We start from the raw sequence: 23,092 nt of genomic DNA on the forward strand, positions 1-23,092 counted from the left end.
CAAAAAGTGGCTTTCTAAACCACTTTTTACAGTTTATCTAAACAATCCAGCAAGTATTGGTAAGAATGGACTTCGTAGGTTGGCTGGGCTTGTGTGTGATTTTCTAGGTGATGAGGGTTGTACCAGATAGTATCAATCCCCGCATTATTGCCACCTTGAATGTCGGCGGTTAGAGAATCTCCAATCATCAGCGTCTTTTCTTTACTAAAACCTGCAATCTGTTGGCCAATCTTTTCATAAAAGAGAGCATCTGGCTTTTGTGTTTGCAATTGTTCAGAGATAAAGACTTGATTGAAATAAGGTGCCAGACCAGATTGAGCCAAACGTCCCGTCTGAATAGCAGTAATCCCATTTGTCGCAGCATATAAGTCATAATCACGCTCGATGAGGCTATCTAAAAGTTCATGAGCACCTGAAAAAGCTTGCCCTTGCTGGGATAGGTAAAACTGGTAATGTTGGGCTAGAAAACTACCGTCTTTTTCCTGTCCAAAATGAGCAAATAAACGAGAAAAGCGCGTGTTAACCAGCTCTTGTTTACTGATTTTCTTTTGCTCCAAGTCCTTCCAGAGAGATTTGTTCATAGGAACGTAATAGTCTTTATAAGCCTGAATATCTGCAACTCCTTCTTCTTTTAGAAGTTGCGTCAAAGCCACATCCTCAGCAGCATCAAAATCAAGCAAAGTGTGGTCGAGGTCGAAGAGTAGAAATTTGTAGGACAATTTTAGATTTTCCTTTCTAAGATAAACAACTTTCACTTCAGTCGGCTGTTTAATGTAAAAACTTAAAAGTGGTATAGTATCACAAAGAATAATCGTTCCAATTGATTAACTAATCCATACTATTCTAGTCAAGTTTATTTTTATTATAGAAAAATCTTCTATAAATTCGAGCAATAGTTAAAATACAAACAAATATAATTCCCAAAATAGATAATACTATTTGCACAAAATTCATTTCAGAGCCTATTATATAGATATGAAAAAGAGGAGCTAATCCTACAAATAGAGACAATAGATAACTACTAAATCTTATATCACCAATTCCTGCAAAAAAATGTTTCATTTTAAATATCCCAATTTTACCTTTCATCTTTATAATCCACTAACAACTCTATTGACTTCTCTTTTTTTTGAAAAATCTTGACAGCAAATTTACTCCACTTAATGCCACTAAAATTTCAATGGGCAAAAAATAGTAATCCCATATCAAATGAGAAATCAGCAATGTTAGAAATAGTATACAGTCAATATAACTATTCTGAAAATACTCTATAATTACATAATACAGAAACACCACAACCATCAAAATTAAAATAACCATCATAATACTATCATCCTGTTCTTCTCACTAACGCTATTTCCAAAATTTAATTTTTTTATGACTTAGTAACGCAATTCCAATTAGCAATACACCTAATATAAATAAAAATATCTCCCAAACTTTATTCTCAGTTTTAATAAAAGGTATAAGATACATACTAACCAATATGGAACTTACTCCTAAAAGAGCAAAGACCACTCTGACTTTATCACTTAGTTTAAACATATTTAATTCCCCATAAAATAAACAGTGGCTACGTTTACTGTAACATCCCCCGTCTTTATGTAGAAATAATCCCACATCAAGACACCTCATCTCTTCTTATTCAATAGCAGTATAATTATTTGGTGATACGAGTTTCATAAGATTCTCCTCTTTAACGTTGCATGGTTAGGATAGTTCTCTAATAAGTAATAGTCGACTGCGTTTAAAGCACTTTGTTACCTAGATAAGATATCCTTTCTCTACCTGATTTGATTTTAAAGAGAAGTAAGATTTAACCATATTTATCTTATTTCTTATTTTTAAATAATTCATACTCTTTTTCTCTGATAAAGGGAAGTGAAAAATTAGAAAAAATTAGTAGAATTGAAAATAGGTATCCATCTTTTTGCATTGCTAAAACATAGCCTAAAAATAAATAGACAATCAAATCTAGTACAAAAAGAGAAAATATCCTCCTTTTCATTACCTTACTTGTCTTAAAGATTCTGTTTAATAGAATCTTTATCGTAGTATCTACACAAATTTTTATCAAAAAGATAAGAGTCAATACATGATTATCAACTGTACCATGAAGAATAAATGGAAATATAGTTAATATAAAACTAGAAATCTCAAAATATTTTATCCAAGGAGATTGAGACATCTTACTTTTAAACTGACTGATTTTCCTATACTCGCTAGCTAATCTAGTATCAAAATCTTTACCAATTTTATTAAAGATTAAAAACTCCAGGATAAAAATACTGATTAATACGATATAAGTAGAAACGTTTCCTGGGAAATATTTATTGATTAAAATCGGGAAACTCATTAACAGAATCGAATTTATGGCTAGGCAGATAGATACTATTTTATTTTTCACTGAATATATAGGGAGCGATACTATCGAATAGAGAAACGCTAAAAAAATAAGCACGAAATACTCTGTGCTGCTAATTAGCGGCGCCCTTAATGATAAAAATAGATAGGCACCCCACACGATGATATGCGCTTTACGAATTGACTCTAGATTACTCATCTACCTACTCCTAATATTTAAAGGGAATCCATTTTTAGTTTACATTCTCTTTCAAACAAGTCATAAGCATTTTATGATATTTCCTTCTTCTACATTAGGTAAAGTTGAAATACATTTTTTGCAAGTGAAAATATTATTATTATTTGAAACCCCCAAATATCTATCCCTTTTCTAGACCTAAACCAAGTCAGATTAAAGATACAAATATAATGATAAGGCTTTCTTTTACTTTAGACTACCATAAAACAAGGAATCTTTCAACAAAATTCATTGGCAAACTACTATTCTAGAAGATTGACAGCTCAAATCTTTCAGAATAGAACAATCCTAACTATCGAATATCCTAACTTCATAAATATCCATGTAATTCTAGACTTAGAATTCCTATAAATTAAATGTTTTCGCACTCTTCTAAGTAATTGATTGCCTTAAATTTTAATTTTTGAAGGATTCTAAAGCTAGAATAGTCCCATCACAATCAGTTTTGAATTATTATACTCAATGAAAATCAAAGAGCAAACTAGGAAACTAGCCGCAGGCTGTACTTGAGTACGGCAAGGCGACGTTGACGTGGTTTGAATTTGATTTTCGAAGAGTATTAACAATTTAGAAACGCTATGATTCCACTCCTTTTACATTAAAAAGGAACTGCCCAAAGCAATCCCTTTCTGATTTTGAAATTATTTACTTAAAATTTGATAGTTGAGATAATCAATAGCCCACCTATAAAAAGAGTTATAGTAAGATTCCTTATTTATTGATTTCAAGCTCCGCCAACTGTGTTTGAATAACTGACAGTTCTGCACCAGCCTGAAGAAGAGCTGCTGCAGTATAGGCACCTTCTACAATTGGAACCCTATTGATCATGATACTTTTATCACTGAAATCAGCCACCATTTCTAAGTTCATTTTAGCAGAACCTAGGTCAAAAAAAGCTAATAAAGTATCTGCTGGATTTTCGGAAACAACCCTATCTACTTGATCAAAACTCGTTCCAATTCCTCCATCTTCGGTTCCTCCTACATAAGTAATCGGAACATCTTTAGCTACTTCACTAATCAGTTCAACAACACCTTGTGCAATGTGTTTGGAATGTGAAACGATAACAAGACCAATACTTCCCATTAAACCACCCCAGTTTCTAAAAGAGAAGTAAAGAGTAATCCTGATGAGAATGATCCAGGATCAATATGTCCAAGAGAACGTTCTCCTACATAAGATGCTCTTCCTTTAGTTGCAAGTAAATCTTTGGTAGCATTCACTACCTTATCAATAACCTCTTGAGTCAATTGGCCAGCAGACAAGGCAGCAATAACAGGAGTCCAAACATCAACCATTGTCTTTTCTCCAACTTCTGCTTTCCCACGTTTGACAATCATATCCAAACCGCTTTGTAAGATTTCCTCTATTTTCGAATTAGAATCAGCCTTGGCCATGCCCATAAAAGCAGAGCCATACAAGGGACCAGAAGCACCACCAACCTTACTCAGTAGTTGCATTGAGACAAGCTTAAACACATCACTGCTTGTTTCAAATTGCTTTCCTTCTAAGTTTTCCATAACTGCAGCCATTCCACGTGCCATATTTCCTCCGTGGTCTCCATCTCCTATAGGAGTGTCTAACTCACTAAGGTAATCTTTCTGTTCTTGAATCTTTTCATTAAAAAGCTTCATCCATTCAAGAGCTTGTTCAACATTCATGCGACATTTCCTCCTTGAGCCTTACCAAGCTGGTGTAGTAACAGGGGCATTTAGAGCATCCAACCATTCATCATCTGCCAATCGAATTAATGTTAATGATAATCCAGCCATATCAATTGATGTCATATAGTTTCCAATTTTCTTAAACGCCAACTCAACACCTTTTTCATGGAGTAATTTAGCCACATCATTTGCAAATACGTATTGTTCCATAAGAGGAGTGCTTCCTAAACCATTGATGAGAAGGCCATAGCGTTCACCAGCTTTAAGTCGGAAACCTTCAGATAGTTTTTCAACCAATTCTGAGGCCAATTGTGCTGAAGGTTGCATTTTCTCTTTTTTATATCCTGGCTCACCGTGAATACCAACTCCATATTCAAATTCATCATCTTCTAGAACAAATCCAGGTTTCCCAACCTCAGGAACGGTTGCTCCAGACAAGGCCAGCCCAATTGTTTTAATTTCTAAGACAAGTTTCTCGGCCAAGTCCTTCATTTCAGATAATGATTTACCAGAACGAGCTGCATCACCCAAAATTTTATGGACTAAAATAGTACCTGCAACACCTCGACGGCCTTGGGTATAGAGACTATTTTCAACAGCGATATCATCATCAACCACAACACTTGCTACATCAATACCTTCCATTTCAGCAAGTTCTTGTGCAATTTCAAAGTTCATAATGTCACCAGAATAGTTCTTGATGACCATGAAAACTCCAGCACCTTCATCAGCCGCCTTAATGGCTTCTAAAATTTGGTCCGGAGTAGGTGAAGTGAAGACTGCTCCACAAATGGCAGCAGACAACATTCCATCTCCTACAAATCCAGCATGACTTGGTTCATGTCCTGAACCTCCACCTGAAATGAGTCCAACTTTTCCTGTCTTTTCTGCCTTTCTAACGATGACATCAAAACCATCTAAGCGTTCTACCAAGTCATCATGCATGAATGACAATCCCTGCAACATTTCATCAACAACTTGTGTCGGTTCATTTATAATTTTTTTCATGAGAAACTCCTTTCGGCATGTATCTTTGTTTTCGCTTTCATTATATATTATTTATTGCTGGATGATAAGGGACAGATTCTATTATTTGTCCCCTTTTAAACCCGTTTAAAACATTTTTTTGGTAAAATGAAGTAAGTAACAGAAAGGCTTCCTATGGCATCATCACTTATTACAAAAAAACGGATTGCCAAGGCATTTAGAGACCTATTAGCTACTAGAGAATTTGACAAAATCTCCATTGTGGATATCATGGAATCAGCTGGCATTCGTAGACAGACCTTTTATAATCACTTTCTTGACAAATATGAACTGCTAGACTGGATATTTGAAACTGACTTAACCGAGTATATCACCAATAACTTGGACTTCATTTCAGGCCAAAAACTATTACAAGAATTATTTCTTTATTTCGAACAAGAGCGTGACTTTTATATTCAACTTTTTGATATTCAAGGGCAAAATAACTTCTATGACCACTTTATCAGCTACTGTCGCTTGCTTGTATCAAAAATTTTAAGAGAATACGGTCAGATTGATATCGATTCATCTGCTTATACTTGTTTTTTGTTAGACTATCATTCACATGCTCTAGCAGAAATCGTGAAGGCTTACGTCAATAAAAAAAGTCCAGTTCCACAACCAGACTATCTCATCATGACGATTATTGGAAAGAGACCACAATGACATTTATTTCAAATCATAAACAGAAAATTATTTCAAGTTACATTTCGGCAACTATCAGCAGTCATCCTGAATTAGAAAAACACCCTACTTTACCACTAGTCTATCAAAAAAATCGCAATCCTCATCAGGTTCCAATATTGTCGGGTGGAGGTTCCGGTCACGAACCTGCGCATATTGGATATGTGGGAGAAGGAATGCTTACTGCTGCTATTTATGGCCAATTATTTACTCCTCCTACAAGAACTGAAATCTTAGAGTCCATTCGTTTTTTAAACAATGGTCACGGTATCTTCATCATTGTAAAAAATTTCGAAGCAGACATCAAAGAATTTAGCTGGGCCATTAACACTGCTAGAAAAGAAGGAATTAAAGTCGGCTATAGTCTAGCACACGACGATATTTCAATTGAACCTCACAATAGATTTCAAATTAGAGGAAGAGGGCTTGCAGGGACTATTTTACTTCATAAAGTTCTAGGATATGCAGCTCAGAATGGTGCCGACATCGAGCAACTAACTGATTTAGGTCATCAGCTTGCTCCCGAAATCACAACAATTGGCTTTGCAACGAAATCTGCTAGTCTCCCCCAAGCCACCCTTCCACTATTTAACTTGGAAGAAGGAAATATTTCTTATGGTATTGGGATACATGGCGAAGAAGGTTATCGTATCGTCCCATTCCAATCATCGGAAATCCTTGCAAATGAAATTATAAGTAAATTAAGATTGCACTATCATTGGAAAAAGGGTGATCATTTTATATTGCTTGTAAATAATCTAGGCACTACCAGCAACTTAGAAATGGGCATATTTATCAATGATCTCCTTCAACTCTTAGAAATTGAAGGAGTCACTATTACCTTTATAAAATCAGGAACATTTATGACCAGTCTAGATATGGCAGGTATATCCGTAACTCTTTGCCCCGTAAAAAATAAACAGTGGTTAGAAGCGCTCAATGCTCCAACGACAGCATTTGCATGGTAATTTGCTTATATAACTCAAAAGGGCTACATCACTTGATAGCCCTTTTAAACTTATATAACGTTTAGATGAAACGATTGAGCTTTTCATAGTTTTCCTTAGAGGCCAGCATTAGCTCCTCTTTTGTTTTCGGTCTAGGCACAGAGTTCTCCCTTCATATTACTAGTTATTATTAGAAATTTTTTATCCTTTAAATCTCTATAACTTATCCTTTAATTTCTCAACAAAGAGATAGGCTGCTGGACAGGTCAAGGTATTCTTAATCGTCAAATGGTTGATTTGATGGATTTTTTTCCTGTCTGTATGGGGAAATTCACGACACGCCTTTGGACGAACATCATAGATGGAACAGAGATTATCTCCTCCTAGAAAGGGACAAGGCATGGATTTAAAAACCTTATCCCCATCTTCATCTACCTGCAGAAACTCCGCTTCAAAAGCAGGTAATTTCATCTTAAAATACTTGGCGATTCGTGTAATATCCGCTTCTTTAAAGTCAGGCCCCAATGTCTTGCAACAGTTAGCACAGGCGGTACAATCAATCTCCGCAAAGACTTCTTGGTGAATCTGCTGGGCTATCTTATCTAGATTTTTTGGTGGCTTTTTCTTTAAATTGGCTAAAACTTTTCGATGCTCCTTCTGCTTTTGCAAGGCCAGCTGGTGGTAGTACTCAATATCAATTTCTTTAGACATGATTTCTCTCTTATTCTATTTACTTCCCTCTATTATACCATGCTTCCGGAGCATTTAAAAGTGTACTTTACATGACTATACTTTTCTAAAATGCGTCAAAAAAACCTTGCAACTAGGTTACAAGGTTAATCACATTAATCAAAGTTAACGTATTCTTTTTGAAGTTCAAGAACTTCTTCCATTGTTGAACACTCTGTAAGGGCACGGTTAGCGTACTCTTCCATCTTAGCAGTATCCAATTTCTTCATCAAGCTACGTGTACGAAGTACAGATGTTGCTGACATAGAGAACTCATCCAAGCCCATTCCGACAAGAAGTGGAACAGCTTTTTGGTCACCAGCCATCTCACCACACATACCAGCCCATTTACCTTCAGCGTGAGCTGCCTTGATAACGTTGTTGATCAAGCGAAGGATTGATGGGTTATATGGTTGGTAAAGGTATGAAACTTGCTCGTTCATACGGTCTGCTGCCATTGAGTATTGGATCAAGTCGTTTGTTCCAATTGACATGAAGTCTACTTCTTTTGCAAATTGGTCTGCAAGCATTGCTGCTGCAGGGATTTCAATCATGATACCAACTTGGATATCATCCGCAACTGCAACACCATCAGCAAGAAGGTTTGCTTTTTCTTCTTCATAAACTGCTTTAGCTGCACGGAATTCTTTCAAAAGGGCAACCATTGGGAACATGATACGCAATTGACCATGAACAGAAGCACGAAGAAGGGCACGGATTTGTGTACGGAACATTGCATCTCCAGTTTCAGAAATAGAGATACGAAGGGCACGGAATCCAAGGAATGGGTTCATTTCGTGTGGCATATCGAAGTAAGGAAGCTCCTTATCTCCACCGATATCCATTGTACGAACGACAACTGGTTTACCATTCATTCCCTCAAGAACAGCCTTGTATGCTTCATACTGCTCATCTTCAGTTGGGAAGTCTTGAGAATCCATGTACAAGAACTCTGTACGGTAAAGTCCAACAGCTTCTGCACCGTTGTTGTTAACACCTTCAACGTCTTTTGGAGTACCGATGTTAGCAGCCAACTCGAAGTGTTTACCGTCAGCAGTTACTGTTTGAGCATCTTTCAAAAGTGCCCATTCAGCTTTTTGTTTAGCATAAGCTTCACCAGCTGCTTTAAATTCTGCCGCTTGTTCATCTGTTGGGTTGATAATCACTTCACCAGTAATTCCGTTAACGGCAAGGATATCACCGTCTTTCACTACTTCAGTGATGTTATTTGTTCCCAATACAGCTGCAATTTCAAGTGTACGCGCCATGATAGCTGAGTGGCTTGTACGTCCACCGATGTTTGTTACAAAAGCTTTTACAAAGTTTTTGTCCAATTGAGCTGTATCAGATGGTGTCAAGTCATGCGCAATTACGATTACTTCTTCATTGATAGAAGCTGGGTTTGGCAATTTCTTACCAAGAAGGTTTGCCAACACACGTTTTGTCACGTCGCGGATATCCGCTGCACGTTCTTGCATGTATGGGTTGTCTTCCATTCCTTCAAAGATAGTGATGAACATGTCAGTCACTTCTTTAAGACCTGCTTCAGCATTGACTTTCTTAGCGCGAATTGTTTCTTTAATCTGACCGATCAATTCTGGGTCAGCAAGAACCATCAAATGAGCGTCAAAAACTTGAGCCGCTTCTTCACCAAGCGTACCTACAGCTTTCTCACGGATAAGAGAAAGCTCGTTTTGAGAAGCTTCAAGAGCTACATCCAAACGAGCCTCTTCTGCGTTTGTATCTTCGACTGAAACAGTCTCGAATGACAAATCCGGTTGAACGAGTAGATATGCTTTTGCAACTGCAACACCATCAGATGCTGCGATTCCTTTAAGCATTTCTGTCATTTTCCTTATGCCAATCCTTCTTTTTCCATTGTTTCTGAGATTGCAGCGATAGCGTCATCTGCATCTGCACCTTCAGCTGAGATAGTTACGTCAGCACCTTGGCCAACACCAAGACTCATAACACCCATGATTGATTTAAGGTTAACTGATTTACCTTTGTACTCAAGAGTGATATCTGAAGCAAATTTGCTTGCAGTTTGTACCAACAATGTTGCTGGACGTGCGTGAATACCTGTTTCTGCCACTACGTGGAAATCTTTAGAAGCCATAGTTTGACTCTCCTTTTGTTCTTTCTTTTTTGAGTTATATGTGATAACCCTTACAATTTGGTATTATATCATCTTCTAGGATTTTTTTCAAGCATTTTATGGGATTTATTCGATTTCCTTTCAGATAACTTGCTGAAAATCTTCTATTCTAGATAACAAAACACAGGATATAGTTTTTCAAAAAACAACTTATAGGATAATTATCACTATCTCACAAAACAAACACTACATATTGTGTTTTGTGAGCTTGAGCAGAAAAAAAGACCACTATATTTAGTTTCAAATCATTGACAAAAATTTATTTTCTGATATACTAAGAAAGTAATCTATTTTGAAAGAGGAGTTACACAATGGTAACCGTTTATTCTAAAAACAACTGTGTCCAATGTAAGATGACCAAACGTTTCTTGGACAGTAATAATGTCGCTTATCGCGAAATCAATCTTGATGAGCAACCTGAGTACATCGATCAAGTTAAAGAGCTCGGTTTCAGCGCAGCTCCTGTTATCCAAACACCAACTGAAGTCTTTTCAGGTTTCCAACCAGGAAAACTGAAACAATTAGCATAATCTTAGTACATCATCCAGAAGAAACTGCTTCTAGGGCTAACTTAGAAGCCTTTCTTTTGTAATTAGATAAGGGAAATTTTATGGGATTAAAACATCTTGAGGACGTGACTTACTTCCGTCTCAATAACGAAATCAACCGTCCTGTCAATGGACAAATCATGCTTCATAAAGATAAGGAAGCCTTGGATGCCTTCTTTAAAGAAAATGTAGTTCCAAACACTATGGTTTTTGATTCAATCAAGGATAAAATCAACTACCTCATTGAACACAACTACATCGAAACAGCCTTTATCAAGAAATACCGTCCAGAATTTTTGGAAGAATTAGCTCAATTTATTAAAGAACAAAACTTCCAATTCAAGTCTTTCATGGCAGCTTATAAATTTTACAATCAATATGCCTTGAAGACAAATGACGGTGAATATTATCTTGAAAGTATGGAAGACCGCGTCTTCTTTAACGCCCTTTATTTCGCCGATGGCAATGAAGCTGTTGCCATCGATATTGCCAATGAAATCATCCACCAACGCTACCAACCTGCTACTCCTTCCTTCTTGAATGCTGGACGTGCTCGTCGTGGTGAATTGGTATCATGTTTCCTGATTCAAGTAACTGATGATATGAACTCTATCGGACGTTCTATCAACTCAGCTCTTCAACTGTCACGTATCGGTGGTGGTGTGGGAATTACCCTCAGCAACCTTCGTGAAGCTGGCGCTCCTATTAAAGGATATGAAGGAGCCGCTTCTGGTGTCGTACCTGTTATGAAACTCTTTGAAGACAGTTTCTCTTACTCTAACCAATTGGGACAACGTCAAGGAGCTGGTGTTGTTTACCTTAACGTCTTCCACCCAGATATCATCGCCTTCCTTTCAACTAAGAAGGAAAATGCTGATGAGAAGGTTCGTGTTAAGACCCTTTCACTTGGTGTCGTGGTACCCGATAAATTCTACGAATTAGCTCGTAAAAATGAAGAAATGTACCTCTTCAGCCCTTACTCAGTAGAGCTTGAATACGGTGTGCCATTTAACTACATCGACATCACTGAAAAATACGATGAGCTAGTCGCAAATCCAAATATCCGCAAGACAAAAATCAAGGCGCGTGATTTGGAAACTGAAATCTCTAAATTGCAACAAGAATCTGGCTACCCTTATGTAGTCAACATCGACACGGCTAACCGTGCAAATCCCGTTGATGGAAAAATCATTATGAGTAACTTGTGTTCTGAGATTCTTCAAGTCCAAGAACCAAGCTTGATCAACGATGCTCAAGAATTCCTTCAAATGGGAACGGACGTTTCATGTAACCTTGGTTCAACCAACGTGGTTAACATGATGACTTCCCCTGATTTTGGTCGTTCTATCCGTGCTATGGTTCGTGCCCTTACTTTCGTTACAGATAGTTCGCACATCGTAGCTGTTCCTACCATCGACCACGGAAATAGCCAAGCTCATACCTTTGGTCTTGGTGCCATGGGACTTCACAGCTACCTTGCCCAACAATTGATTGAATATGGGTCACCTGAGTCTGTTGAGTTTACTAGCATCTACTTTATGCTTATGAACTACTGGACTTTAGTTGAGTCAAACAATATTGCGCGTGAACGTGGTATCACCTTCCACAACTTTGAAAAATCAGACTATGCTAACGGAAGCTACTTCGACAAGTATGTGACTGGCGAATTTATTCCAAAATCAGACCGTGTTAAAGAACTCTTCAAAGATGTCTTTATCCCAAGTGCTACTGACTGGGCTGAACTTCGCGACAAGGTTCAAGAAGATGGACTTTACCACCAAAACCGCCTTGCTGTAGCTCCAAATGGTTCTATCAGCTATATCAACGACGTTTCTGCTTCTATCCACCCGATTACACAACGTATCGAGGAACGCCAAGAAAAGAAAATCGGTAAAATCTACTACCCTGCTGCTGGCTTGTCAACAGAAACCATTCCTTACTACACTTCTGCTTACGACATGGATATGCGTAAAGTGATTGATGTCTATGCTGCTGCAACTGAGCATGTGGACCAAGGACTTTCACTCACACTCTTCATGCGTAGTGACATTCCAAAAGGTCTTTACGAATGGAAGAAGGAAAACAAACAAACGACACGTGACTTGTCTATCCTTCGTAACTATGCCTTTAACAAGGGAATCAAGTCTATCTACTACGTCCGTACCTTTACTGATGATGGTGGAGAAGTCGGTGCTAACCAATGTGAAAGCTGTGTGATTTAATCTTTGCTTGAGGAAACTACATTTTCTCAGATAAGTGATTCATTCACCCTGCTAAACTAAACTGGAATAAGCATCTATACTATGGAAAAACAAAAAGTCGGGCTTCCGACTTTTTGTGCGAAACTACTCTAGGATTATGATAAAATAGAGATAATTGTGAGTTCGCAATACTAAACACAGAAAGAGATTTCAAATGGAAACTTACTACAAAGCCATTAACTGGAATGCCATCGAAGATGTCATCGACAAATCAACTTGGGAAAAGCTGACGGAGCAATTCTGGCTCGATACACGTATTCCTTTGTCAAATGACTTGGATGACTGGAGAAAGCTATCAAATGTAGAAAAAGACTTGGTTGGGAAAGTCTTTGGTGGTTTAACACTTCTCGATACTATGCAATCTGAAACTGGGGTTCAAGCCCTTCGCGCGGACATCCGTACACCCCATGAGGAAGCTGTTTTCAATAACATCCAATTTATGGAATCTGTTCACGCTAAATCTTACTCATCAATCTTCTCTACCTTGAATACTAAGGCTGAGATTGAAGAAATTTTCGAATGGACCAATACCAATCCTTACCTACAAAAGAAGGCTGAGATTGTCAACGAAATCTACCTAAACGGTAGCCCACTTGAAAAGAAAGTTGCCAGCGTCTTCCTCGAAACCTTCCTCTTCTACTCTGGTTTCTTTACTCCCCTCTACTATCTTGGTAACAATAAACTAGCCAACGTCGCTGAAATCATTAAATTGATCATTCGTGATGAGTCTGTTCACGGAACCTATATCGGATACAAATTCCAACTCGGTTTCAATGAATTGCCTGAAGAAGAGCAAGAAAAACTCAAAGAATGGATGTACGACCTGCTCTACACTCTTTATGAAAATGAAGAAGGCTATACAGAAAGCCTCTATGACGGTGTTGGTTGGACGGAAGAAGTCAAAACCTTCCTTCGCTACAATGCCAACAAGGCACTCATGAACCTGGGTCAAGATCCACTCTTCCCAGATTCAGCTGATGATGTCAACCCAATCGTTATGAACGGTATTTCAACAGGAACATCTAACCACGACTTCTTCTCTCAAGTCGGAAATGGTTACCTTCTTGGCGAAGTTGAAGCTATGCAAGACGATGACTACAACTACGGTTTGGACTAATTCAATTATCCCAGAACTGATAACAAATATCATGGTTTGTTTAAAACAACCATGATATTTTTGTTTTTGTTTTATTTTGTTTTTTAAATTGATTGATTGGATACTTTATGATAAAATAGTAATAGAAATAGAGGTGATAACGATGTTAAAGCAAGAAAAACTAGATAATATTCTAGAAACGGTAAATACAAAGGGAACTATTACTGTCAAAGAAATAATGACTCGCTTGGATGTGTCTGATATGACTGCTAGACGCTACTTACAAGAGTTAGCTGACAAGGATTTACTTGTTCGGGTGCACGGTGGAGCTGAGAAAATTCGCACAGGTTCTATTTTAAATAATGAACGTTCCAATATTGAAAAACAAAGCTTACAGATTGCAGAAAAACAAGAAATTAGCCGTTTTGCAGGCCATTTAATTGATGAGGGTGAAACTATTTTTATCGGCCCTGGTACGACCTTAGAATCTTTTGCCCGTGAACTTCCAATTGATAATATTCGTGTTGTAACAAACAGTTTACCAGTCTTTCTCATCTTAAACGAACGAAAACTAACAGATTTGATTTTAATCGGTGGAAACTACCGCTCTATCACTGGAGCCTTTGTGGGAACACTAACCTTGCAAAACTTAGCCAATCTTCAATTTTCTAAAGCCTTCGTTAGCTGTAATGGTATTCAGGACAATGCGATTGCGACCTTTAGTGAAGAGGAAGGTGAATCCCAACGCATCGCCCTCAACAATTCCAATAAAAAATACTTACTAGCTGACAATAGTAAGTTCAATAAATTTGATTTTTATACCTTCTACAATATCTCTGATATTGATACCATCGTTTCAGATTCTAAACTGAGCAAAGAAACGTTTGAACAACTTTCAAAACAAACAAAAATTATTCTTTCTAAACCATAAAACTGAGGATTGATAAAATATAAAATGCGTCATATCAAGAAAATAAGAATCTTGATATGACGCATTTTTTGATGAAGATTTTTACAAAGAGTTTCCTAGATTCTTTATGATTGTTGAAACGGCATAAAATCTGAATCAAAGGAGATATTATCTCGTTCTTCAGGACTGATAAAATTTAAAAAGATATTTTTAAATTCTTCTAGCTCATAGTCTGAATGGCAAATCCATTCTTTACCGGTAGAGACATACCATTTCCCAAGTTTTTTCAGCTCCTCATTAGTCAAACAAGGTATTTGAGAACATTTATCAAAATTGATAATATAAACTTTTTCATAAATAGATTTGATAAAATCTTTGAACATCTTTTTGCCTCACTAGAATTCTATATCTAATTACTCATTCTACTACTCAATCACTTGAGTTTCCGCTACTTTCTTGTACCAGTGAGCTGATTTCTTAGGATAACGTTCTTGAGTTTCAAAGTCTACATAGAAGAGACCGTAACGTTTTTCATAACCGTTTGACCATGAGAAGACGTCCATCAATGACCAAATGAAGTAACCTTTTACATTCGCTCCATCTGCAATAGCATCAGATAATACTTCCAAGTGTTGTTTCACATAATCAATACGACCATCATCGTAAACAGTGTTATCAACGAACTCATCTTTATAACCAAGTCCATTTTCAGTGATGTAAATCTTCTTGTAGTTCGGATAATCTTTCTTCACTCGCATGATTTGGTCATACAAACCTTGAGGGTAGATAATCCAATCCCAATCCGTACGTGGCACATAGTCAGGAGCTACACGACGACCAACACCTTTGATTTGGTATTTAGAGCTTCCTTTCTCACCCTTACCATTATGGATGATTTCAGTTTCTCCATCAAAGGCTTCCATCCAGTCACTCATATAGTAATTGATTCCAAGGAAGTCGTTCAAGTCTTTTGCAGCTTCTAATGCTGTAAAATCTTCTTCACGAAGATCCAAGCTACCACCATTGACTGATAAGATATGGTTGACACCTTCCATCGTTTCAGCTGAATAGCGACCTAGATAAGTTGCATCCAAGATAAATTTATTGTGAATAATATCTTCCAACTCTGCTGCACGAACATCTGCTGGATTTTTAGAATCTAGAGGATATTTAGTAGGCAGGGCATGAACAACACCAATTTCCCCTTTATAACCTTTATCTTTATATAGTTTGACTGCACGTGCATGAGACACCATCATATTGTGGTGCGATTGGAAGACTTTGGCAAGATCGTACTGAATACCTGGAGGGAATTTACCAACCAAGTATTGACCATCACCGATTGGTCCAATTTCATTAAAGGTTGTCCAATAGTTTACTTCTGGAAATTCTTCAAAACAGAAGGCAGCGTAATCTACAAAGTGTTCGATATTTTCACGGTTTAAGAAGTCTCCATTTGAGTGGAGAGCTTCTGGCGTGTCAAAGTGATGAAGAGTTACAAAGGGCTCAACGTGACGTTTGTGACACTCTGCAAATAGATTATGATAAAACTCAACACCTTTAGCATTTACTTGACCGTAACCGGTTGGGAAAATACGTGACCAAGCAATAGAAATTCGAATACCATTGACACCATACTCTTCTGCTAGCTTGAGGTCAACTGGATATCGATTGTAAAAATCACTGGCTGGTTCTGCAGTGTACCAGTAGTTATCTTCAAGATATTTATCCCAAGCTACTGGTCCTTTACCATCAGTATGTGTAGCACCTTCTGCTTGATAGGCAGCTGTTGCGCCACCAAAAATAAAGTCTTTTGGAAATGTTTTTGTCATTTTTTTCACCTATTTCTTGATTTAAATAAAGTAAAAGTGAGAGGAGAGGAGTCAGTGAGCCATCCTTCTCCATCTCACTTCTTGTACCAAGTCACCGAATTGTGACATGAGGAGGTAAAAACGATATCTTTTTACCGACGAATTAACAAGGCGATTAGGAAATTCGCCATAGCGATTTCCGTAACGATAGGAGACTATTTCAGAGTCCCTATTATTAATCGAATTGTGACATGAGGAGGTAAAAACGATATCTTTTTACCAACGAATTAACAAGGCGATTAGGAAATTCGCCATAGCGATTTCCGTAACGAGAGGAGACTGTTTCACAGTCCCTATCGTTAATCGAATTGAGCTTGTACAAATGCTAGAGCACCTTTTCCATCACGAGTTAATTTGATGTATTGAGCGCCTTCTGTTTTCGCAAGTTTAATATCAAGTTTATCTGTTTCTGCTTTCATGTCCTCAAAGTTTGAAGCAACTTGAGGAGCAAGGATAACAAGATCAAACTCTGGCAACATTTCACGGTGAGCACCATAGCCACCTGCTGCTGCTTTCACAGGAACATTGTATTCTGCAGCTGCCTTGTTCAAAGCATTTGCAAGGAGACCACTTGTACCTCCACCAGCACAGAGAACGAGGACATTTGTTTCTTCAGTGATTTTATTTTGTGCTGCTTCTACACCCGCTTTTTCAAGAATAGCAGCCGCTTTTGCAGTGTTGAAGTTTGCAGCAACTTTGTCTTTCAATTCATCATTAGATTTACCTGAACGCTCTTCTTCAAGAATTTGTTCATCATAGACTTTAAGGAATGGATAGTAAATAACTACGTCAACCACAATTAGAAGAGCAGCAAGAATGAATGATAGAACTTGGAAGTTAGTACCAAGAACTAAACCTAGTGGAGCTGGAGTTGTCCATGGTAGATTAGCAGTAAATGAGTTCATTCCAAGAGTTTCAATAAAGAATTTGAAAATCCAAACGTTTGCGATTGGAGCAAAGATAAATGGAATGAAGAAGATTGGGTTCAATACAAGTGGTGCACCAAACAAGATTGGTTCATTTACACCGAAGAAGGTAGGAACTACTGAAGCACGTCCGATTGCACGGTTACGTTTTGATTTTGTTAACCACATGAACATGAATGGAACAACCAGTGTCGCACCAGTACCACCCATGGTAACGATAAACATTTGTGTACCAGAAGTAAGAATCTTGTCAGCATGCATTCCTTGTTGGAGAAGGTTCAAGTTGACTTCGGCATTGGCATAGGTAATAGCTGCGATAGCTGGTTCAACGATAGATGGACCATGAATCCCAACAAACCAGAAGAAGGCAAAGGCACCAAAGATAATGGTAATACCAAGATAGCCATCAGCTGCAGAGAATAACGGTGCAAAGAATTTACCGATTGATTCAGCTACGCTTGCACCCACAAAATGACGAGCTAGTAAATCAAGAGCATAAAGTGAAACAACTGAGAGAGTGAATGGAATCACATCTTTAAAGACTTGTGAGATATTTGGTGGAACTTCGTCAGGCATACGAATGGTGACGTTGTTCTTAACACAGACCTTATAGATAGCTACTGTAACAAAGGCAGCAAGGAAAGCTGAAAGCAAACCTTTTGTCCCCAAGAATCCAGTAGCTAGACCATTTTCGATAGGGTCAGCTGCCAACATCAACAAACCAACAATTGCTGCCAACAATGTTGACATATAGTTGATTTGATTTGTTTTCTCCATGCTACGGTTTACTGAGTCGGTCAATGACTTAGCTGTTGTACCAGCTACCAACAAAGCCAAGATACCCATTGAATAGCTGTAAGGTTTCATAAGGAGATTAACAACATCATCAGACCATTTAAAGCCCCATGAGTTTGGTACAAAGGCAATCAAGATAAAGATACTTGAGAATAGAATGACTGGCATTCCTGCGATAAATCCATCACGAATAGCACGAAGATAGATATTTCGAGATAGTTTTTCAAAGAAAGGCTTTCCTTTCTCGATAAATGCAATTAACTTATTCATTATTTAGCTCCTCTCTTATAAAGTTCGATTAAATGGTGCATCAAATCTTTTAACAAGATAGTTGTCATCAAGTGGTCTTGGCCATGCATCATGGTTACACTATAAGCCAAATCCTCGCCAGCTGCTTCCTTAGTCAATAGACTTGTTTGGGCGTGGTGAGCCTCTGCAATACAGCTACCAGCTTCCTCTACCAGAGCGTCCGCTTTTTCAAAATCACCAGCTTCAGCAGCCTTCAAGGCTTCCAATAGTTTTGAACGAGCATCGCCAGCATAGGCTACGATTTCAAAACCTAACAATGTTACTTCTTCTCTATTCATGATAGAATTCTCCTTATATAGTTTTAAATAAAATTTTATGACAATAAACGTTGGATATGTAGAACTAGATAAACTCGTTCACTTTTATACAAATCAAGACCCGTATGTTGCGTAATCACATCATAGATCTTGGAACCAATCTCGAAGGCTTTTGGATAGGATTGTTTGACATGGTCTTCCATATCCAGAAGTGATTGGTTATCATCTCTAGATCTGTCTAAATAATCCAAGAAATAATTCAAATGAATCATAAAGCGATCATAGAAATGATTATTCTCTTTGGTTCGTTGAATTGCATAACCCTTTAGCACTTCTTCAACATTCCTAAGAATTTCTTTCCTCTTATCAATCGACTCAACCACTTCCACTTCATTCTCGCCTTCGGCGTTAATGAAGTGATAAGCAATCCGAATAATTTCGTCCTCAGGAAAATGATCTGCTAGCTTCTGACGGTAAATTTCAAATGCTTCATTTGCGATTTGAAAAGCGACAGGATACTTAGTGGAAATATCTGGCAGATTACTATCCTTGTACCTTCCTTGTGCTAGAGCTTGGTAAGAACAGTAAATATGATCTGTCAAGGTTACGTAGAGATACTCTTGAATCGGATAATGATATTTCTTTGATAGTTTATCAATGATTTCATAGGTCACTGTGATAAAATCAAGCGGAACATCTTTGAGGAGAGCCATAAAGTTTTCTCTGGACTCTTCGGTCTTCATCCGAAAAATTTTCTCAACCTGATGTTCAGCAATCAAATCCCCTTTCTTCTTTCCAAATGCAATCCCCTTACCAATCACAATCACTTCTTCTCCTTTATCATTTCTGACAAGAGAAACATTGTGATTTATTGGATTTAGAATTCGATACATGTAAACCTCCTTTTATATCTTAAAGGTATATTAGTACAAAAAATGACCACAAATGAACTAGGAAATCAGCCGATTTCTAATTCACCTGTGATCATGCCTAATATTACTTAGTAACACTCACCTTGTATTAACTTGTGATTTAAGTATAGCACAAGTAAGTTATTTTGTAAACCTTTACATACAACTTTTTTAAAATTTTTTTAGATTCATGTTCCTAACCTAGGAGGACTTGCTTACACGCGTTCTTTCCATGAAGTCGCTGTTGTTTGAAGAACTTTGTTGAGTTCGTCAATGTTTTCAAATCCAGTTGTGCGAAGCCATTCGCGTGCTGCTGCTTCACCATCTTTGATGTAAGCTTCAACTGATCCAGCCCATGTAGCACGGCCACAAAGAACTCCGTTAAAGTTTGCACCTGATTCATGAGCAAATACAAGAGTATCTTGGAAGAGTTTAGCTGATACACCAGCACTCAAGTAGATGTATGGCAAGTTAGTTGCTTCATCTTGAGCTTTGAAGAAGGCTGCTGCTTCTTCACGTGTATAAATCACTTCACCTTCAGCGAAGCCTTCAACATATTTAATGTTAACAGGAACTTCTACTTTCAAGACATCAATGTTAAAGCGTGGGTCTGAGAAGACTTTCATAGCACCAATAACTTTGTGTGGTTTTACTTTCGCATATTCTACAGAACCTGCGTCCGCAATTTTTTCATCGTAAGCAAGGATTTCAAGGAAGAATGGGATATCTTCAGCCACACACTCAGAACCGATACGTTCGATGTAAGCTTGTTTTTCTTGGTTGAGTTCGTCTGAGCTATCTACATCATAGTAAAGCAAGAATTTAACTGCATCTGCACCTTCTTCTTTAATACGTTTTGCAGACCAAACATCCAAGCAGTCTGGCAAGCGTTTTGTGCTTGTTGTGTCATAACCTGTTTTTTCATAAGCAAGGAGAAGACCAGCTTTTTCATCAAGAGCTTTAGTTGCTGGAAGTCCATATTCAGGATCAAGAAGCATTGATGAAGCGTATTTAGTCAATTCATCTGCTACCAAGACTTTAAGTTCTTCCATTTGAGCTACAGTTGGTTCTTCTGTTTGGTGTTGAGCCATGAGGCGTTTCAAAGCACCACGTTGGTCAAATGCAAGAGCTGAGATGATACCATTTTCATCAGAAAGTTTTTCTAAGCGTGCACGTTTTTGTTCTGTTAAAGCCATTTTATACCTCTTTTACTATTAATTTATCATATAGAGCTTGATAGTTGGCCATGTTGACATGACCAGTCATTTTTTCTTGAGCATTGAGCATACCAAGGACATTTGCCTTGATGAGTAATTCTGCATCCGATTCTTTGTGAAGAAGCCCTGAAGAAATCCCTGCCACAGTAGAATCTCCAGATCCGACAGGGTTGACTACCTGAATTCTAGGAATATCTACCTTGTAAAAAGTATCACCATGTTTGGCAAAGGCACCGTTGGCACCAAGTGAAACGATAATCCATTCAATACCTGCAAACAAAGGTTCTTGAAGGACTTCTTTTAATTCATCCAAATCCTTAGAAACTTCTCTTCCAAGAAGCTGAGACAATTCCTCATTATTTGGTTTGATGACTGTTGGTTTATGTGGTGATTCAAGAACCGCCTGAAGTGCCGCACCAGAGCAGTCCAAAACAACAGGCTTGCCAGCTTGATTAGCAAGTTCTACCAAGCTCGCATAGTAATCAACTGGAAGACCAGCTGGCAGACTACCTGAGATGGCTACTACTTCAACTGAGCCCAAGAGTTTTTTGAAATGTTCCAAAAAGTCTTGACCTTCCTGTTCCAATACTTCAGGACCTTTTTCAAGAACTTCTGTTTGGTTATCTCCGTGAAGAATAGCGATACAGTTCCGAGTTTCTCCCTGAATTGAGAAGAAATCTTTCTTTACTTGATCATCGATATGTTCAACCAAAAACTCACCAAGTTTACCACCAACTAAACCAGTAGCAAGAACAGAATCTCCAAATTCTGAAAGTACTCGGGTAACATTGAGGCCCTTACCACCAGCCGTTTTGGTTACGTCCACCACACGATTGACAGTATCAATCTTTAACTCATCCAAGGGATAGGAAATATCAATGGATGGGTTCATTGTGACTGTTAAAATCATAGGTCACCTCTTAGTCGTGGTATTCTCCGCGATCCCATTTTTCAAGGAATTCAGTGAAGAAGTTTGCGTCTGTTTGTTGAGCATTGTGACTTTCAACGTGTTCAATTTTCGCAATCAATTTTTTGTTTTCTTCAGATGGTTTGTATTCAGCATGGATGAAAGCTTCGATGATATCACACATAAGCAATTCACCAGTAATCTTGCCACCAAAACCGATAACGTTGGCGTTCAATTGTTCTTTAGCATAAAGGGCTGTTGTCATATCACGAACCAAGGCAGAACGGACACCTGGAACTTTATTTACAGCGTTGTTGATACCAACACCAGTACCACAGATACATACTCCAAGATCAGCTTGACCACTAGTTACAGCTTCCCCTACTTTTTTACCAAAGATTGGGTAGTGAGTACGTGTATGGTCATATGTACCAAAGTCAATAACTTCATATCCTTTTGATTTCAAAAATTCTGAAACCGCCATTTTTTCATCTGTTACGATGTGATCACATCCAATTGCAATTCTCATTAGTTATTCCCTCCGATTAATTATATAAATCTAATATCATTTATCCTTACTCAAGAAAAATCAAGATTAGCTTAGGAAGCGAGCTGCGAGCATAACTGAGGTTAGCTAAAGTGAGCTGACGACAGATTATCTTGATTTTTGAAGAGTATTAGCACATTTTGTTCAACATATCGACCCTGATTTGGTGACGTCCACCATCGTATTTACCGTTAACAAATCCTTTAGCGATGTTTTTAGCCAATTCATCACCGACAAGTTGTGCACCCATAGTGATCATACGTGAGTTGTTGTGGCCACGAGTCATATAAGCTGAACGTTCGTCAGATACTTCTGCAGCAACCATTCCTTTGATTTTAGTTGCAACCATGAATGGACCAGCTCCATAAGCATCAATCACGATACCAAGGTTTTGTTCTTCTTTGTTTACTTCTGCAGCAACAGCAAGAGTCACATCAACAAAGTCTTGGCCTTCAGCTGTAACATCCACAACATGGAAGTTTTCTTTTTCCAAGAAGTCTTTCACAACTTCTTTCAATCTCAAACCTGCAGCATCTGCACCGATAACAATAGACATATTGTATACTCCTTTTATTTTTCTAGGCTAGTAAAACCTTTTATGGTTAGCAGTTTACCTACAAAAAGCTTTCTAGCAGTTTATTGACACATTGGATTGAACGAGATGAATTACACACCTTATTCAAGTTTAGGAAATCAGTTTCCTAGAAATAATCTTTCTCCACGAAAG

The 23,092-nt window shown here is 37.8% G+C and carries 26 protein-coding genes; 6 read left to right on the top strand and 20 right to left on the bottom strand.

Translation table 11 applies throughout. The features are described 5' to 3' along the window. Positions 1-26: 26 nt before the first annotated feature. From RYK12_RS06205 to dhaK, 8 genes are all read right to left on the bottom strand, one after another. Positions 27-719 carry a YjjG family noncanonical pyrimidine nucleotidase gene (locus RYK12_RS06205; protein ID WP_314847791.1) on the bottom strand — a complete coding sequence of 231 codons (693 nt, stop codon included), beginning with the start codon at positions 717-719 and terminating at the stop codon, positions 27-29. Positions 720-843: 124 nt separating this feature from the next. Continuing rightward, a complete protein-coding gene (locus RYK12_RS06210) occupies positions 844-1,062 on the bottom strand; it encodes a hypothetical protein (protein ID WP_203180666.1) in 219 nt (72 codons plus the stop codon). 48 nt (positions 1,063-1,110) lie between these two features. After that, positions 1,111-1,323 carry a hypothetical protein gene (locus RYK12_RS06215; protein ID WP_314847795.1) on the bottom strand — a complete coding sequence of 71 codons (213 nt, stop codon included), beginning with the start codon at positions 1,321-1,323 and terminating at the stop codon, positions 1,111-1,113. Positions 1,324-1,353: 30 nt separating this feature from the next. Then, positions 1,354-1,545 carry a hypothetical protein gene (locus RYK12_RS06220; RefSeq protein ID WP_314847798.1) on the bottom strand — a complete coding sequence of 64 codons (192 nt, stop codon included), beginning with the start codon at positions 1,543-1,545 and terminating at the stop codon, positions 1,354-1,356. Positions 1,546-1,831: 286 nt separating this feature from the next. Beyond that, positions 1,832-2,563 carry a hypothetical protein gene (locus RYK12_RS06225; RefSeq protein WP_049515218.1) on the bottom strand — a complete coding sequence of 244 codons (732 nt, stop codon included), beginning with the start codon at positions 2,561-2,563 and terminating at the stop codon, positions 1,832-1,834. Between the two features lie 750 nt (positions 2,564-3,313). Then, positions 3,314-3,688, bottom strand: coding sequence for a dihydroxyacetone kinase phosphoryl donor subunit DhaM (dhaM, locus tag RYK12_RS06230; protein ID WP_045611539.1), 375 nt, complete (start codon positions 3,686-3,688; stop codon positions 3,314-3,316). After that, a complete protein-coding gene (gene dhaL, locus RYK12_RS06235) occupies positions 3,688-4,263 on the bottom strand; it encodes a dihydroxyacetone kinase subunit DhaL (RefSeq protein WP_314847803.1) in 576 nt (191 codons plus the stop codon). The genes dhaM and dhaL overlap by 1 nt, the downstream gene beginning before the upstream one ends. A gap of 21 nt (positions 4,264-4,284) precedes the next feature. Then, positions 4,285-5,274, bottom strand: a complete 990-nt coding sequence (gene dhaK, locus RYK12_RS06240) for a dihydroxyacetone kinase subunit DhaK (RefSeq protein WP_314847806.1) — start codon at positions 5,272-5,274, stop codon at positions 4,285-4,287. A gap of 153 nt (positions 5,275-5,427) precedes the next feature. Between dhaK and dhaS the strand changes: the two genes are divergently transcribed. Both dhaS and dhaQ read left to right on the top strand, forming a co-directional pair. Next, positions 5,428-5,958 carry a dihydroxyacetone kinase transcriptional activator DhaS gene (dhaS, locus tag RYK12_RS06245; RefSeq protein ID WP_295502483.1) on the top strand — a complete coding sequence of 177 codons (531 nt, stop codon included), beginning with the start codon at positions 5,428-5,430 and terminating at the stop codon, positions 5,956-5,958. Continuing rightward, positions 5,955-6,944: a DhaKLM operon coactivator DhaQ gene (gene dhaQ / locus RYK12_RS06250; RefSeq protein WP_314847810.1), complete on the top strand. Its 990-nt coding sequence runs from the start codon at positions 5,955-5,957 to the stop codon at positions 6,942-6,944. The genes dhaS and dhaQ overlap by 4 nt, the downstream gene beginning before the upstream one ends. Before the next feature lie 195 nt (positions 6,945-7,139). Here the strand turns inward: dhaQ and RYK12_RS06255 are convergent, their stop codons facing one another. From RYK12_RS06255 to RYK12_RS06265, 3 genes are all read right to left on the bottom strand, one after another. Beyond that, positions 7,140-7,634 (bottom strand): YkgJ family cysteine cluster protein, encoded by a 495-nt coding sequence (locus RYK12_RS06255; protein ID WP_000031476.1) that lies wholly within the window; start codon positions 7,632-7,634, stop codon positions 7,140-7,142. A 134-nt stretch (positions 7,635-7,768) separates the two neighbouring features. Then, positions 7,769-9,502 carry a phosphoenolpyruvate--protein phosphotransferase gene (ptsP, locus tag RYK12_RS06260; RefSeq protein WP_314847813.1) on the bottom strand — a complete coding sequence of 578 codons (1,734 nt, stop codon included), beginning with the start codon at positions 9,500-9,502 and terminating at the stop codon, positions 7,769-7,771. 5 nt (positions 9,503-9,507) lie between these two features. Then, positions 9,508-9,771, bottom strand: a complete 264-nt coding sequence (locus tag RYK12_RS06265) for a phosphocarrier protein HPr (protein WP_000146947.1) — start codon at positions 9,769-9,771, stop codon at positions 9,508-9,510. A gap of 350 nt (positions 9,772-10,121) precedes the next feature. Between RYK12_RS06265 and nrdH the strand changes: the two genes are divergently transcribed. From nrdH to RYK12_RS06285, 4 genes are all read left to right on the top strand, one after another. After that, positions 10,122-10,340 carry a glutaredoxin-like protein NrdH gene (nrdH, locus tag RYK12_RS06270; protein WP_000259240.1) on the top strand — a complete coding sequence of 73 codons (219 nt, stop codon included), beginning with the start codon at positions 10,122-10,124 and terminating at the stop codon, positions 10,338-10,340. Between the two features lie 80 nt (positions 10,341-10,420). Then, a complete protein-coding gene (nrdE, locus tag RYK12_RS06275) occupies positions 10,421-12,580 on the top strand; it encodes a class 1b ribonucleoside-diphosphate reductase subunit alpha (protein WP_314847822.1) in 2,160 nt (719 codons plus the stop codon). A gap of 193 nt (positions 12,581-12,773) precedes the next feature. After that, the gene (gene nrdF, locus RYK12_RS06280) at positions 12,774-13,736 is read left to right on the top strand and encodes a class 1b ribonucleoside-diphosphate reductase subunit beta (RefSeq protein WP_000451386.1); all 963 of its coding nucleotides are present in this window, start codon (positions 12,774-12,776) and stop codon (positions 13,734-13,736) included. Between the two features lie 142 nt (positions 13,737-13,878). After that, positions 13,879-14,646, top strand: coding sequence for a DeoR/GlpR family DNA-binding transcription regulator (locus tag RYK12_RS06285; RefSeq protein ID WP_000917575.1), 768 nt, complete (start codon positions 13,879-13,881; stop codon positions 14,644-14,646). Between the two features lie 104 nt (positions 14,647-14,750). On the opposite strand, the gene RYK12_RS06290 is transcribed toward RYK12_RS06285, so the two are convergent. From RYK12_RS06290 to lacA, 9 genes are all read right to left on the bottom strand, one after another. Beyond that, positions 14,751-15,008: a DUF3884 family protein gene (locus tag RYK12_RS06290; protein ID WP_314847824.1), complete on the bottom strand. Its 258-nt coding sequence runs from the start codon at positions 15,006-15,008 to the stop codon at positions 14,751-14,753. A 42-nt stretch (positions 15,009-15,050) separates the two neighbouring features. Then, positions 15,051-16,457: a 6-phospho-beta-galactosidase gene (gene lacG, locus RYK12_RS06295; protein ID WP_314847827.1), complete on the bottom strand. Its 1,407-nt coding sequence runs from the start codon at positions 16,455-16,457 to the stop codon at positions 15,051-15,053. Between the two features lie 338 nt (positions 16,458-16,795). Continuing rightward, a complete protein-coding gene (locus RYK12_RS06300) occupies positions 16,796-18,487 on the bottom strand; it encodes a lactose-specific PTS transporter subunit EIIC (RefSeq protein WP_314847829.1) in 1,692 nt (563 codons plus the stop codon). Then, positions 18,487-18,804 carry a PTS lactose/cellobiose transporter subunit IIA gene (locus RYK12_RS06305; protein ID WP_261102409.1) on the bottom strand — a complete coding sequence of 106 codons (318 nt, stop codon included), beginning with the start codon at positions 18,802-18,804 and terminating at the stop codon, positions 18,487-18,489. The genes RYK12_RS06300 and RYK12_RS06305 overlap by 1 nt, the downstream gene beginning before the upstream one ends. Positions 18,805-18,839: 35 nt before the next feature. Further along, positions 18,840-19,676, bottom strand: a complete 837-nt coding sequence (locus tag RYK12_RS06310; protein WP_314847832.1) for a transcription antiterminator — start codon at positions 19,674-19,676, stop codon at positions 18,840-18,842. Positions 19,677-19,909: 233 nt separating this feature from the next. Continuing rightward, complete coding sequence (gene lacD, locus RYK12_RS06315; protein WP_314847834.1) at positions 19,910-20,890, bottom strand: tagatose-bisphosphate aldolase; 981 nt, start codon at positions 20,888-20,890, stop codon at positions 19,910-19,912. A 1-nt stretch (position 20,891) separates the two neighbouring features. Continuing rightward, positions 20,892-21,821, bottom strand: coding sequence for a tagatose-6-phosphate kinase (locus RYK12_RS06320; protein ID WP_314847836.1), 930 nt, complete (start codon positions 21,819-21,821; stop codon positions 20,892-20,894). Positions 21,822-21,831: 10 nt separating this feature from the next. Continuing rightward, positions 21,832-22,347, bottom strand: a complete 516-nt coding sequence (lacB, locus tag RYK12_RS06325) for a galactose-6-phosphate isomerase subunit LacB (protein WP_001216913.1) — start codon at positions 22,345-22,347, stop codon at positions 21,832-21,834. 148 nt (positions 22,348-22,495) lie between these two features. Next, positions 22,496-22,921, bottom strand: a complete 426-nt coding sequence (lacA, locus tag RYK12_RS06330) for a galactose-6-phosphate isomerase subunit LacA (RefSeq protein WP_000029277.1) — start codon at positions 22,919-22,921, stop codon at positions 22,496-22,498. Between the last annotated feature and the right edge of the window lie 171 nt (positions 22,922-23,092).

It is taken from the genome of uncultured Streptococcus sp. (assembly GCF_963518475.1).
Lineage (GTDB): Bacteria > Bacillota > Bacilli > Lactobacillales > Streptococcaceae > Streptococcus.

What these genes read in the sequence shown, in the direction of transcription:
- RYK12_RS06310 (WP_314847832.1), bottom strand. Translation starts at nt 19,676, where the DNA reads ATGTATCGAATTCTAAATCCAATAAATCACAATGTTTCTCTTGTCAGA.
- RYK12_RS06220 (WP_314847798.1), bottom strand. Translation starts at nt 1,545, where the DNA reads ATGTTTAAACTAAGTGATAAAGTCAGAGTGGTCTTTGCTCTTTTAGGA.
- dhaL (WP_314847803.1), bottom strand. Translation starts at nt 4,263, where the DNA reads ATGAATGTTGAACAAGCTCTTGAATGGATGAAGCTTTTTAATGAAAAG.
- lacG (WP_314847827.1), bottom strand. Translation starts at nt 16,457, where the DNA reads ATGACAAAAACATTTCCAAAAGACTTTATTTTTGGTGGCGCAACAGCT.
- RYK12_RS06305 (WP_261102409.1), bottom strand. Translation starts at nt 18,804, where the DNA reads ATGAATAGAGAAGAAGTAACATTGTTAGGTTTTGAAATCGTAGCCTAT.
- dhaS (WP_295502483.1), top strand. Translation starts at nt 5,428, where the DNA reads ATGGCATCATCACTTATTACAAAAAAACGGATTGCCAAGGCATTTAGA.
- dhaM (WP_045611539.1), bottom strand. Translation starts at nt 3,688, where the DNA reads ATGGGAAGTATTGGTCTTGTTATCGTTTCACATTCCAAACACATTGCA.
- RYK12_RS06300 (WP_314847829.1), bottom strand. Translation starts at nt 18,487, where the DNA reads ATGAATAAGTTAATTGCATTTATCGAGAAAGGAAAGCCTTTCTTTGAA.
- RYK12_RS06255 (WP_000031476.1), bottom strand. Translation starts at nt 7,634, where the DNA reads ATGTCTAAAGAAATTGATATTGAGTACTACCACCAGCTGGCCTTGCAA.
- dhaQ (WP_314847810.1), top strand. Translation starts at nt 5,955, where the DNA reads ATGACATTTATTTCAAATCATAAACAGAAAATTATTTCAAGTTACATT.
- RYK12_RS06215 (WP_314847795.1), bottom strand. Translation starts at nt 1,323, where the DNA reads ATGATGGTTATTTTAATTTTGATGGTTGTGGTGTTTCTGTATTATGTA.
- RYK12_RS06290 (WP_314847824.1), bottom strand. Translation starts at nt 15,008, where the DNA reads ATGTTCAAAGATTTTATCAAATCTATTTATGAAAAAGTTTATATTATC.
- dhaK (WP_314847806.1), bottom strand. Translation starts at nt 5,274, where the DNA reads ATGAAAAAAATTATAAATGAACCGACACAAGTTGTTGATGAAATGTTG.
- RYK12_RS06285 (WP_000917575.1), top strand. Translation starts at nt 13,879, where the DNA reads ATGTTAAAGCAAGAAAAACTAGATAATATTCTAGAAACGGTAAATACA.
- nrdF (WP_000451386.1), top strand. Translation starts at nt 12,774, where the DNA reads ATGGAAACTTACTACAAAGCCATTAACTGGAATGCCATCGAAGATGTC.
- RYK12_RS06320 (WP_314847836.1), bottom strand. Translation starts at nt 21,821, where the DNA reads ATGATTTTAACAGTCACAATGAACCCATCCATTGATATTTCCTATCCC.
- nrdH (WP_000259240.1), top strand. Translation starts at nt 10,122, where the DNA reads ATGGTAACCGTTTATTCTAAAAACAACTGTGTCCAATGTAAGATGACC.
- ptsP (WP_314847813.1), bottom strand. Translation starts at nt 9,502, where the DNA reads ATGACAGAAATGCTTAAAGGAATCGCAGCATCTGATGGTGTTGCAGTT.
- RYK12_RS06225 (WP_049515218.1), bottom strand. Translation starts at nt 2,563, where the DNA reads ATGAGTAATCTAGAGTCAATTCGTAAAGCGCATATCATCGTGTGGGGT.
- RYK12_RS06210 (WP_203180666.1), bottom strand. Translation starts at nt 1,062, where the DNA reads ATGAAACATTTTTTTGCAGGAATTGGTGATATAAGATTTAGTAGTTAT.
- nrdE (WP_314847822.1), top strand. Translation starts at nt 10,421, where the DNA reads ATGGGATTAAAACATCTTGAGGACGTGACTTACTTCCGTCTCAATAAC.
- lacB (WP_001216913.1), bottom strand. Translation starts at nt 22,347, where the DNA reads ATGAGAATTGCAATTGGATGTGATCACATCGTAACAGATGAAAAAATG.
- RYK12_RS06265 (WP_000146947.1), bottom strand. Translation starts at nt 9,771, where the DNA reads ATGGCTTCTAAAGATTTCCACGTAGTGGCAGAAACAGGTATTCACGCA.
- lacA (WP_000029277.1), bottom strand. Translation starts at nt 22,921, where the DNA reads ATGTCTATTGTTATCGGTGCAGATGCTGCAGGTTTGAGATTGAAAGAA.
- lacD (WP_314847834.1), bottom strand. Translation starts at nt 20,890, where the DNA reads ATGGCTTTAACAGAACAAAAACGTGCACGCTTAGAAAAACTTTCTGAT.